Source organism: Pseudomonas sp. TH08, assembly GCF_016651275.1.
Lineage (GTDB): Bacteria > Pseudomonadota > Gammaproteobacteria > Pseudomonadales > Pseudomonadaceae > Aquipseudomonas.
The window spans coordinates 61,899-73,506 of the sequence record NZ_JAEKEE010000003.1 but is presented as its reverse complement, the minus strand read 5'-3'; the positions used below and the strand labels follow the sequence as shown (position 1 = coordinate 73,506).

The following is an 11,608-nucleotide window of genomic DNA, read 5'->3' as shown; positions in this document are numbered from 1 at the left end:
AATTTTATGAGTGCGCCTGTCGCCGTGGCCCGTGAGCCGCTGATTCGTGTACGTGAGTTGAGCAAGTTGTTTGGCTCGAACCGGGCGCTGGACCGGGTCAGCCTGGACATTTATCCCGCTGAAGTGGTGGCGTTGCTTGGCGCCAATGGCGCGGGCAAGTCGACCCTGGTGAAGATTCTGGCCGGAAGCCAGAGTGCTGATGGCGGCGCGATCAGCATCGATGCTCAGTCGCAACATTTCAGTTCGCCGCTGTCGGCGCGACGGCTCGGCATTGTTGCGGTGCATCAGCAGATCAACGAAGGCATCGCGCCGGGATTGAGCGTCGCGGAAAACCTGCTGCTCGATGAACTGTGCCGGCCTGATGCCGACTTCTGGCTCAATCGCAAACGTCTGCTGGAACGTGCCGCGCAGATTGCTGCCGGGCTTGGCCTGACCTTGCCGCTGGAGCAACCCATCGAGCTTCTCGGTCAGGCCGAACGGCAATTGGTCGTGCTCGCCCGCGCGTTCGCTTTGCAGCCGCGCCTGTTGATTCTCGATGAGCCGACAGCGGCGCTATCGGATGCCGAAGCGCAGCGATTATTTGGCTTGATCGATACCTTGCGCAGCCGTGGCGTGGCGATTCTGTACATCTCTCATCGGCTCTCGGATCTGCAACGGGTCGCGGATCGCGCCATTGTCTTGCGTGACGGCCGATTGGCCGGGGAGTTCACCTCGCGGCAATTACCCGAGGCGGTGCAGGCGATGCTCGGGCAGGCGCTGGCCGAACATGTCTACGTCCCGCGTGTGGCCGGGCGCGAAGTGCTCAAGCTCAGCGCAATGAAAGTCCTGCCCGGGTCAAACACCTTCGATCTGAGCCTGCACGAAAACGAAGTGGTGGTGCTGACCGGGTTGCTCGGCGCCGGTAAAAGCGAAATCGCCGAGGTGCTGTTCGGCTTGCGCACCGCCGCTGGCGGAACCTTGCAACTGGACGGCAATGACTGGCTGGCCGGTTCGCCCCGTGAGGCGATTCGCAGCGGCGTGTTTTTCGCCGCCGAGGATCGTGCGAGTCAGTCGCTGGTGGCGGATTTCTCGCTGCGTCGCACGCTGACCTTGCCGTTTCTCGAACGCTTCACCCGGGGCGGCTTTATCCGCAATCGCGCCGAAGCGGCGGCGGTCGAGGCGCAAGTCGCAGCGTTGGGGATCAAGACCGCTGGCATTGATGTGCCGATGGCGGCGTTGTCCGGCGGCAATCAGCAGAAAGTCGTGCTCGGCCGCTGGCTGCTTGGCGATGGTCGGGTGCTGATCCTCGACGAGCCGTTTCAGGGTGTCGACGTCCGCGCCCGCCGTGAGATCGGCCAACTGCTGCGCGACAGTGCCCAGGGCCGAGCGACTCTGGTGATTTGCGCCGACGCCGACGAAGCCCTGGAAATCGCCGACCGCATCCTGCTGGTGCGCGATCACGCGGTGGTCGCCGAGTACGCGCGCGCCGCACTCAGCCGCGCCGATCTGGTCGCCGCCCTGGCCGGCACCGACGTCATTGAAAATCCCCTTCATGCCACCTCAAGGAGCAGAGCGAGTGCCTGATTCAAGTTCCCTGTTATCGACCACCCCGGCACCCGCCGAGCGCCTGCTGCAGGCGTTGATCCGTTATGGCCTGTTGTGGCTGCTTGCGCTGATCGTGGTGTTTTTCAGCGTTGCCGAACCGGCGTTTCTGCGTGTCGGCAATCTGTTCAGCGTCCTCCAGTCGGTGTCGATCGTTGCGCTGCTGGCGCTGGGCGTGACGTTGACCATGGCGGTCGGCGGCCTCGACCTGTCCATCGGCGCAGTGGCAGCGATGAGCCTGATGATCGCCAGCTACGTGATGGTGGTGCTCGGTTGGGGCGCGGTGCCGGCGGTGTTGATCAGCCTTGCGGGCGGTGCCTTGGTCGGGCTGCTCAACGGTTGGCTGATCGTCAAATTGCGGGTGCCGGACATTTTGGCGACGCTGGGCAGCATGTTTCTGGTGATCGGTGTGCAACTGATTCCAACCGGTGGGCGTTCGATTGCGGTGGGCATGACCTTGCCCAATGGCGTTGAAACCGAGGGCACTTTCAGTGCGGCGTTTCTGGCGCTGGGGCGTGGGCGGCTGTGGGAGGTCGTGCCGGTTCCGGTGCTGATCACGGCGGTGGTGGCGCTGGCGGTCTGGTTGTTTCTGGAGCGCACGCGCATTGGCCGCTTGTTCTATGCCATTGGCGGCAATGAGCAGGCCGCGCTATTGGCCGGTGCGCCCGTGCAGCGCTTCAAGCTGCTGGCTTATGTGTTGTCGTCGCTGTTGGCGTCGTTGGGCGGCCTGTTGCTCGCGGCGCGGCTGGGGCGTGGCGATGTCAGTTCGGGTAACGGTCTGGTGCTGGACGCACTCGGCGCCGCGCTGATCGGTTTTGCCGTGCTCGGTGCGAAGAAGCCCAATGCGTTCGGCACGCTGGTCGGGGCGCTCTTGGTGGCTGCGTTGTTGAATGGTCTGACCATGCTCAACGCGCCGTACTACGCGCAGGATTTCGTCAAGGGACTGGTGTTGGTGCTGGCCCTGATGTTCACCTTCGGCCTCGCGCATCGGGCGCGTTGAGCCGCTTTCAGTCAAGGAAGTTGTATGCACGGTTCAATCAAACAATTCGCCCGCCATTGCCTCGCCACAGCGTTGCTGTCGACGCTGGCGTTGAACGCGCAGGCCAAGGCATTGCCCGGCGCGCCTGCACCCTTCGACAAAGGTCAGGTGCAGATTGCGTTGGTGGGGTATCTGTTTTCCGGGGATTTCCCGGAAGCGTATTTGCGCGGCGTGGAAAAACAGACCGAAGCGCTGGGCGCCAATCTGCGTGTGTTCGATGCGCGGCAGCAGGCGGCGAGTCAGGGCGAGATGATCGATCAGGCGATTGATCTGGGCGTGGACGGCATCATCGTGCAGCTCGGCCTGGCAGAAACCCTGAAAGGGCCGATTGACCGGGCCATCGCCAAAGGCATCAAAGTCGTCGCCTTCGATGTCGACCTCAACACCGCGCAAGTGACCCAGGTGGAGCAGGACCACCACGCATTGGCGCGTCTGGCACTGGACCAGGCGGTGAAGGACAACGGCACGAAGTTTGATGCGGGCTATGTGTACATCAGCGGCTTCACGCCGATGGAGCGCCGCGACGAGATCTGGAGTCAGGTGAAGAAGGCCAATCCCGGGATCATCGAGAAGGCGCGGTTTGGCACGCTGAATCCACCGATTGCCAACTCGGTGGCCGATCAGGCCAGCGCTGTGCTGCGCGCCAATCCGGGGATCAGCGTGATCTTCGCGCCGTTCGACGAGTTTGCCAAAGGCGCGAAAATCGCCGTCGACGAAGCGGGGTTGGCGAGCAAAGTGAAAATCTACAGCGCCGACATTTCCACCGCTGATATTCAGATCATGAAAGAACCTGACAGCGCCTGGGCGGCGACGGCGGCAGTCAATCCGCAAGTCGCCGGGGCAATCAGTGTGCGCAGTCTGGCAATGTTGATTGCCGGGGAAAATCCGGGGCACCAGGTGCTGGTGCCGCCGACGCTGATCACCCGCCAGCAGTTGCTCGATCTGGATGTGAAGAACGTCCGTGATCTGGCGCAGAAGCTGCCGGCGTTTGGCGATACGGCCAATGTTGCGCGGGCGGCGTGGATTCCAGTCGCCAACTAGATCTTCCTACCGACAACGATCCCCTGTAGGAGTGAGCCTGCTCGCGATAGCGTCAGGTCAGGCGCCAAAGATGTCGACAGCCCTGACGCTATCGCGAGCAGGCTCACTCCTACAGGGACCGGGGTGAGTCAGCAAGCTTCTCGCTGATCTTCTTGGCGAAATCTGGAGGGTTCATGCACAACAAAGCTGCGCGTTTACGCAAAAGCCGTTCGCCGAAAGCCGATCCCGCGTTTGGCGGGCGGTTGCCGGCGGGCCAGGTGCTGACCGAGCGTTTCCCGATCCTGCACGAAGGTGAGGTGCCGGAATATGAGCTGGCGAACTGGTCGTTGCGACTGTTCGGTTTGCTCAACCATCCAGTCGAGCTGCGCTACACCGACCTGCAAGCCTTGCCGCAACGTCAGCTGCAATGCGACATCCACTGCGTCACGCGCTGGTCGAAATTCGATACGCAGTGGAGCGGGGTGCATCTGCAAGACGTGTTGCTCGCGTTCGATGTTCAACCGCAAACAACTTTGGTCATGGCCCACGCCGATCACGATTACCAGACCAACCTGCGGCTTGACGACTTGCTGCATCCGCACACTCTGTTGGCCACTCATTACGCGGGCCAACCGTTGACCGCGCAACATGGTTGGCCCCTGCGTTTGGTGGTGGCTGGGCGGTATTTCTGGAAGAGCGCGAAGTGGCTGCGCGGGCTGGAATTTGTCGATCAGGAACAACCGGGGTTCTGGGAGAGAAACGGCTTTCATCTGCACGCAGATCCGTTTGCGGAACAGCGCTTCAGTGCCGAAGCGTTGGACATTGCAGAGGATGCCTGGCTGGAAAAGGACTTCGACTGAGTAGAGCCCGACGCCTATCAAAACTGTAGGAGTGAGCCTGCTCGCGACAGCGGATTTAAATTCAACGGTAATGTCGACAGATGAACTGCTATCGCGAGCAGGCTCACTCCTACAAGGGGACTGCATTTCAATCTGAAAAAATGGTGTTAGTTGGTTCAGGTGTTGGCTCAGCAACACTTATGTTGAACTAAGAACAGCGCTTTATAGCGATCTAACCTAAGTGTTATTGGTTCTTTTGCGAAAGCCTTCCGCTCGTCTAGCATCGGGCTTCAAGGGGTAACCATCCAATCTGGGGATACTACGCGCTACCACGTATTTAACGTTTCAACAGCCTTCGCTGCCTTGCGCATTTCTAAAACTACAGCAGACATTGCCGTGCACTGATTGCCGACCATTTTTTGTCGGCAGGGCCGGGTATTAGCTGCGATTCAAGGAGCTGTTACATGCATTACCGTTCCCGTTCATTGCTGGCGGCCGCTGTTGTGACGGCCATTTGGCAACTTCCCGCAAAAGCTGAAGAAACGTCTGTGCGTGCCGAGGATGACGCGCGTCTGGACACGGTCTTGGTCACCGGCACCCGCGGTACCGCTCGCACGGTGCTCGATTCGCCAGTACCGGTCGATGTCCTCACCGCCGAAGACCTCAAATCTGCCGGCGCTGCTGACGGCGAACTGGGCGCGGCGCTACAGACGCTGCTGCCATCCTTCAGCCTGCCGCGCCAATCCAACTCCGGCGGTGCCGACCATGTGCGTGCGGCACAACTACGCGGCATGAGCCCTGATCAAGTGTTGGTGTTGGTCAACGGCAAGCGCCGGCATACCTCGGCGGTGGTCAACGACTCGTCGAAGATCGGCCGCGGTACCGCGCCGGTGGACTTCAACTCGATCCCGATCAGCGCGATCAAACGCATCGAAGTGCTGCGTGACGGTGCTGGTGCGCAGTACGGCTCCGACGCGATTGCCGGGGTGATCAACATCATCCTCGACGACGCTCCCGAGGGCGGCGAAGTCTCCACCAGTTACGGCGCTTTTCACACCCATCAGGACGCTATCGGCAAAACCACCACCGACGGCCAGAACAGCGTGACTACCGCCAAGATCGGCACGCGCCTCGGCGAAGAGGGCGGCTTCATTCGCGGTGGCACCGAATACAAGGATCGCAACCCGACCAACCGCGCCGGTTTCGACGGTTTTGACGAGACCCCGAACCAGCGCAACTATGTGATGGGCGACGGCCTCGCGCGGGACGTCAACCTGTGGTTCAACAGCGAACTGCCGCTGGCCGGCGGCAAAGCCTACAGCTTCGGCACCTACAACCAGCGCCACACCACGGGCGCCGAGTTCTACCGTTACCCATACGAACAACCGCAGTTCTACCCTAACGGTTACTTGCCGCAATCGCTGGGCGACAACAAGGACATCTCCGCCACCGCCGGCTTCAAAGGTCTGATCGGCGACGACTGGGACTTCGACAGCAGCGTCACCCATGGCCGCAACCGTTTCGATGGCTCCACCCGGCGTACCCTCAACGTCAGCCTTGGCGAAGACTCGCCGACGAAGTTCGATACCGGTGATTACGAACTGCGCCAGACGACGTCGAACCTCGATTTCAGCCGAGAATTGCGCCTTGGCGAGCGCTCGTTTGTGCTCGCGGTGGGCGGCGAATACCGCTATGAAAACTACCTGACTTACGCGGGCGACGAGGCCTCCTACATCGGCTCGGGTGCGGACGGCGCCAACGGTCTGCGGCCGAGCGAAGAGTCGGATCTGGATCGTAATGTCTTTGGCACTTACGCCGAATTGTCCGGCGATCTCACCGACCGCTTTTTCGTCGATGCCGCCACACGTTGGGAGCATTACGACGACGCCGGCAGCAAACTCACCGGCAAACTCAGCGGCCGCTACAAACTCACCGAGCAATGGGCCTTGCGCGGTGCGGTGTCGAACAACTTCCGCGCCCCTTCGCTGGCACAAAGCGGTTTCCAGAACACCACCAGCAACTTCGGTGACGGCGGTACGCTGACCGACATTCGCGTGCTTTCGGTCAACGATCCGATTGCCCGCGCGCTGGGCGCTGAAAAACTCGATCCGGAAACTTCGAAGAACTTCAGCCTCGGCCTGACCTTCCAGTTGAACGAACGCTTCGATGCGTCGCTGGACGTGTTCCGCATCGACGTCAAAGACCGCATCACCCTGTCGCAACGCATTGGCAGCGACGCGCTGGAGAATTACATCAACGACAACTTCGGCGTGGCTGGCGTGCACGACGTCAACTTCTTCACCAACGCCGCCGACACCAGCACCCACGGCGCCGAACTGGTGCTCAACTACCATCAACCGTTGTACGAAGGGCAACTGGGCCTGACCACGGCGTACACCTACAACCACACCAAAGTCACCAGCACCAAGGGCACGCCGTCGCAACTCACCGCACTGGGCATCGGCAATGACGCGCTGGTCGGTGTCGAGGAAACCAATACCCTGACCGACGCCGCACCCAAGGATCGCTTCATCTTTTCCGCCAACTGGGCCAGCGAACATTGGGGCTTGCTCGGCCGTTTGACTCGTCAGGGCGAGACCACCCGCGTGTTCGATTTCGGCGATTCGCAACCCGAGCAAACCTACGGTGCGGTGTGGCAACTGGATGCCGAGGTGACCTACAAGTTCACGCCGAAATTCAACCTCGCCGTCGGTGGCAACAACCTCACCGACAACTACCCGGAACGGTCCGGTTCGGCGATCAACTACGGCGGCAACCTGCCGTACGATGTGCTCTCGCCAATCGGCACCAACGGCGCTTACTACTACGCCCGCGCCACGTATGGTTTCTAGCGCGGGGCCGGGGCGGCATCTGGCGGTTTTTCAGGCGCTGCTGATCACGCTTGGCATGGTGATCACCACCGACATCCTGAAAACCGCGCCGACCGTGGCGCTTAACGTCGGCCCCGAGCATTTCTACCTGGTGTGGGTGCTCGGTGGTGTGGCGTCGATGATCGGCGCGCTGTGTTTTGCCGAAATGGCCACGGCGTTTCCGCATCCTGGCGGCGACTATCACTTTCTGCGCACGGCGTATGGCGAGCGCATGGGGTTCCTGTTTGCCTGGTCGCGTTTTTCGGTGATGCACACGGGGTGGATTGCGTTGTCGGCGTTCATGTTTGCCGATTACTTCAATGCCGTGGTGCCATTGGGGCCGTACGGCTCGGGGCTGTTTGCCGGTGCGGTGATTGCGGCGCTGGTGCTGCTTAATCTCACCGGCAAACACATCGGCTTAATCACTCAGACGTTGCTGGTCGGGCTGCTCGCACTGGGCTTTTTGAGCATTGCCAGCGCCGGTGTTTTTTTGGCGTGGCAAGGCATCGAGCCGCCCGCGCCGAGCAGCCCGGTTGTAGCAGAACACACCGGCATGGCCGGGTTCTCGGCGGCGATGATTTTCGTGTTTCTGGCGTTCGGCGGCTGGAGCGATGCCGCGACGTTATCGGCGGAAGTGCGCGACGGACGACGGGGCATTTTCATCGCCATGCTCGGTGCCCTGACCGTGTTGATGATCATCTACCTGGCGCTTAACTGGGCGTTCGTTCAAGGCCTGGGTTTTGCCGGGCTGGCAGCGAGCAACGCACCGGCGGTGGAGTTGTTGAACCGCGCATTCGGTGCTCCCGGCGTGGTACTGATTTTGCTGATGGTCGGCATTGCCGCCATCGCCACCATCAATTCGACGCTATTGGTCGGTGCCCGTACGACCTACGCCGCGGCCCGCGATGTGCCGCAATTGCGCAGCTTTGGTGATTGGGATGATCGTCACGGGGTGCCCCGCAAAGCATTGCTCGCCGAGGGCGCGGTGGCGTTACTGCTGGTGCTGTTCGGTAGCTTCACCCAAAGCGGCTTCAACACCATGGTCGAGTACCTGACCCCGGTGTATTGGCTGTTTCTGAGCCTGAGCAGCGTGGCATTGATCATCCTGCGCCGACGATTTCCCGACGTGCCGAGACCGGTCAAGGTGCCGTTGTATCCGCTGTTACCGTTGCTGTTTTTCGGGTTGTGCCTGTACATGCTGTATTCCAGCGTGACAGTGGTGGGCTATGGCGCGTTTTTGGGGATCGGGGTCTTGCTGGTGGGGGCGGTGCTTTTGACCGGGTTGAGCCGCGTGGCGTCGACGCCTCGGCAGGCTCTCGAGCAGACTGCGGACTAGAACGACACCTCCGCCGGTTGCGACAGACGCAGGACGGAGAGGTCGCCGGTAATACGTTTGTACGCGAGTCGAATCGCCTCGATGTTGCCCGCATTCTTGGGGCTGTTCTCATGCAGGATCACAATGACTTTGGTGCTCAAGCGCTCAGGCTCCTTCGCGCCATGATCGCTCCACTGCCCGTAAGCATCGAGCACCGTGAAACCATCGGGAAACCGCGACGTGACTTCCTTGTCGAGAAACTCGCGCCAGCGTGCCGGGCTGACCGCGCCTTCCTTGCCATCAATCGATCCCACCGAGAAGTACAACTCGGTGCGCAACCACTGCGCCTGCGCCGGGCGCGTTGCGTCTCCCTGCAAGGTCGAGCTGGCGGGATCTTTGGTATGCACGGAAACAGGAGGAGGGCTGGCACAACCGGCGACCGCCACAAACAGTGCCGCCAGTAATAGACGTTGAGGCATGGAACTTCCTTATTGTTGACAGTAGTTGGCAAGTATAAGGGCGCAGATTAATAGCGATAAAAGACTAAAAAGTAGACTGGAACTCTATTTGTGGAATATGCGACTCGATGAAGTGGTGGTGATTAGTTCTACTTCGAATTTCTGCTTTACCAAACGAGACGGGCGCACCTGAAGTTTCATGCGCCGGCCAGAAATCAGCGGAATGCGTTGAGCAGGAAGTCGCGCACGTACAACAGGCTGGGGCTCTTGATCACGCTTTTGCGCCACACCAGATACAGCGCGTTGACCGGCGCTTCGCTCGGCAACGTTGGCGAAATCAGTCGACCGTCAGCGATGGCGTCGGCGCACTGATAATCCGGCAGGACGCTCCAGCCGTGGCCGCCGAGCACCAGGTCCTTGATGATCCGCAGATCAGGAATAGTCAGCGCTGCCTGCAACTGTGGCGCGACCTGAAACATCGTCGTCCACAAGGGCCGTACCAGCGCCAGATCTTCGTCAAAGGCAATCAGCGGCACCTGCCTGAGTTGTTCTTCGCCGGGCTGTTGTCCGAGGCGTTCGAGCAGACTCGGCGCGTACACCAGCAACATGCGCTCGGTGAGCAGATGCGCGTAGCCGTGAGAGTGCTCGTCGGGCATGGACGCGGTGATCGCGAAATCGATCTGTGTGGCTTCTAGCATCTCGTAAATGCGCGTTTTGGTGCCGGTGTGAAAGCGCAAGGTGAAACCTTCGTCCAGCAACGGCGCGAGGCGGGCGGCGACTTGTGCGTGGAAAAAGTCCGGAGGACCGACCAGATGCACCGTGCCACCCTTGATCAGGCCCGGGCGTAGCGAGGCGATCTTGCTTTCCAGCCCATCGAGAAACGGCGCCACGGAACGCGCCAGTTCATCCGCCGCTTCAGTCGGTTCAACACCACGTGGCAAGCGCCGGAACAGCGGTTTGCCGACCAGCGCTTCGACCGCCTGAATATGCATCGATGCCGCCGGTTGAGTGATGCCCAAGTGTTCCGCAGCCTTGGAAAACGACTTGGCGCGGTAGGCTTCGAGGAACGTTCGCAGGTGGGTGAGGTGGCTCATGGTGCTCCGGCGCCCAAAGGGTGAAGGTTGCTTTTACCACTGTGCCTGCCGGAACGGAACGCCATGGCGGCGTTCCGTGCGCTGAGGGCTTACAGAGTCTCAGCCGCCCGATAGCGTGGAGTTGCTGACATCTGACTCAATACCAGCAACAAGCCCAACGCCGAAACCGCTGCGCCGGTGAGCCCGACGAAGCTCAGGCCAACCTCACTGATCGTGACGGCGCCCAGCACTGATCCCAGCGCGATCCCGGAATTGAATCCGGCAATATTCAAACCTGCCGCGACCCCATGTGCGTGCGGTGCATGACGTTCGGCAACCCCGATCAAACGTGCTTGCAGTGCCGGCACTGCGGCAAAACTGAACATACCCAGCAGGGCGACCAGCACGCCCATCATCAACGCTGAACCGGAGAATGCCCACATGCCCGCCGTCACCACCACAATGCCGGCGATCAACGCAGCACTGGCGCGGTCGACACCCCAGGCATCCGTCAGTTTGCCGCCGAGCACATTGCCGATAGCCGCCATCACGCCATACAACAACATGAACACGCCGACCGTGGCGGCGGTAGTGCCGGTCACCTCGGTGAGCACCGGTGCGATGTAGGTGTAGGCGACGAAGGAGCCGGCATAACCCAATACCGTCACCAGTGCACCGGCCAGCAGCTTGCCGTTGAGCAACGCCTTGAGACTGTGCAACGCCGAGCCGCTGTCGGCGGCCGTCGGCAGCGGATCACGCATACCGAAGAGCAAACCGAAGAAGCCAATCGCACCGAACACCGCAATCGCCGCCAACACCAGACGCCACGACATCACGCCGCCGAGATACGTGCTGATCGGCACGCCAATAGCCATGGCCAAAGTAAAGCCACCAAACACCACCGCCACCGCACTACCGGCGCGCCCGGGACCGGCCAACCGCGCCGCCGTACTCGAAGCCACTGCCAGAAACAGACCATGCCCCATGCCAGCGATAAACCGCGCGACCAGCATCAGCGTCAACGTCGTCGAAAACGCCGCCGCCAGGCTACCGACGCTAAACACCAGCGCCGTGGCGAGCATCACGTTCTTGCGTGACCAACGAGCGGTCAATGCACTGAACAGCGGCGCTGACAGCGTGGCGCCCAAGGCATACGCGGTGATGGTCGCTCCCGTGGCTTCGACGTCGACGCCGAGGCTGCGGGCCATGACGTCGGTCAAACCAATCGGCACGAACTCGGCCAGTCCTAAGGCGAAGGCGCTTAGGGTGAAGATGTAAATGACAAAGGGCATGTGAGCCTCTCTCGGGAAGGGGAAGATGGCGAGAGGCTAGAGAGCAATGATCTATAAATGAAATTGGTTATTCGGTGTATGGGTATAAATCCATTTATGGCAAATCCCTGTAGGAGCTGCG

At 60.9% G+C, this 11,608-nt stretch carries 9 protein-coding genes; 6 read left to right on the top strand and 3 right to left on the bottom strand.

The features are described from left to right. Positions 1–6 precede the first annotated feature (6 nt). From JFT91_RS13750 to JFT91_RS13725, 6 genes are all read left to right on the top strand, one after another. A complete protein-coding gene (locus tag JFT91_RS13750) occupies positions 7–1,563 on the top strand; it encodes a sugar ABC transporter ATP-binding protein (protein ID WP_201232710.1) in 1,557 nt (518 codons plus the stop codon). Further along, a complete protein-coding gene (locus tag JFT91_RS13745; protein WP_201232709.1) occupies positions 1,556–2,581 on the top strand; it encodes an ABC transporter permease subunit in 1,026 nt (341 codons plus the stop codon). The genes JFT91_RS13750 and JFT91_RS13745 overlap by 8 nt, the downstream gene beginning before the upstream one ends. A gap of 24 nt (positions 2,582–2,605) precedes the next feature. Beyond that, a complete protein-coding gene (locus JFT91_RS13740) occupies positions 2,606–3,661 on the top strand; it encodes a substrate-binding domain-containing protein (protein ID WP_201232708.1) in 1,056 nt (351 codons plus the stop codon). A gap of 173 nt (positions 3,662–3,834) precedes the next feature. Next, complete coding sequence (locus JFT91_RS13735; protein WP_201232707.1) at positions 3,835–4,500, top strand: sulfite oxidase-like oxidoreductase; 666 nt, start codon at positions 3,835–3,837, stop codon at positions 4,498–4,500. Positions 4,501–4,943: 443 nt separating this feature from the next. Continuing rightward, positions 4,944–7,331, top strand: a complete 2,388-nt coding sequence (locus tag JFT91_RS13730; RefSeq protein ID WP_201232706.1) for a TonB-dependent receptor plug domain-containing protein — start codon at positions 4,944–4,946, stop codon at positions 7,329–7,331. After that, positions 7,321–8,685, top strand: coding sequence for an APC family permease (locus tag JFT91_RS13725; protein WP_201232705.1), 1,365 nt, complete (start codon positions 7,321–7,323; stop codon positions 8,683–8,685). Before JFT91_RS13730 ends, JFT91_RS13725 begins: the two co-directional genes overlap by 11 nt. Here JFT91_RS13725 and JFT91_RS13720 read toward each other — a convergent pair. From JFT91_RS13720 to JFT91_RS13710, 3 genes are all read right to left on the bottom strand, one after another. Then, entirely contained in the window at positions 8,682–9,143 is a 462-nt protein-coding gene (locus tag JFT91_RS13720; protein ID WP_201232704.1) for a DUF3574 domain-containing protein, read from the bottom strand. The genes JFT91_RS13725 and JFT91_RS13720 overlap by 4 nt on opposite strands. 194 nt (positions 9,144–9,337) lie before the next feature. After that, a complete protein-coding gene (locus tag JFT91_RS13715; RefSeq protein WP_201232703.1) occupies positions 9,338–10,216 on the bottom strand; it encodes a LysR family transcriptional regulator in 879 nt (292 codons plus the stop codon). Positions 10,217–10,305: 89 nt separating this feature from the next. Beyond that, a complete protein-coding gene (locus JFT91_RS13710) occupies positions 10,306–11,487 on the bottom strand; it encodes an MFS transporter (RefSeq protein WP_201232702.1) in 1,182 nt (393 codons plus the stop codon). Between the last annotated feature and the right edge of the window lie 121 nt (positions 11,488–11,608).

What these genes read in the sequence shown, in the direction of transcription:
- JFT91_RS13710 (WP_201232702.1), bottom strand. Translation starts at nt 11,487, where the DNA reads ATGCCCTTTGTCATTTACATCTTCACCCTAAGCGCCTTCGCCTTAGGA.
- JFT91_RS13720 (WP_201232704.1), bottom strand. Translation starts at nt 9,143, where the DNA reads ATGCCTCAACGTCTATTACTGGCGGCACTGTTTGTGGCGGTCGCCGGT.
- JFT91_RS13730 (WP_201232706.1), top strand. Translation starts at nt 4,944, where the DNA reads ATGCATTACCGTTCCCGTTCATTGCTGGCGGCCGCTGTTGTGACGGCC.
- JFT91_RS13725 (WP_201232705.1), top strand. Translation starts at nt 7,321, where the DNA reads ATGGTTTCTAGCGCGGGGCCGGGGCGGCATCTGGCGGTTTTTCAGGCG.
- JFT91_RS13715 (WP_201232703.1), bottom strand. Translation starts at nt 10,216, where the DNA reads ATGAGCCACCTCACCCACCTGCGAACGTTCCTCGAAGCCTACCGCGCC.
- JFT91_RS13740 (WP_201232708.1), top strand. Translation starts at nt 2,606, where the DNA reads ATGCACGGTTCAATCAAACAATTCGCCCGCCATTGCCTCGCCACAGCG.
- JFT91_RS13735 (WP_201232707.1), top strand. Translation starts at nt 3,835, where the DNA reads ATGCACAACAAAGCTGCGCGTTTACGCAAAAGCCGTTCGCCGAAAGCC.
- JFT91_RS13750 (WP_201232710.1), top strand. Translation starts at nt 7, where the DNA reads ATGAGTGCGCCTGTCGCCGTGGCCCGTGAGCCGCTGATTCGTGTACGT.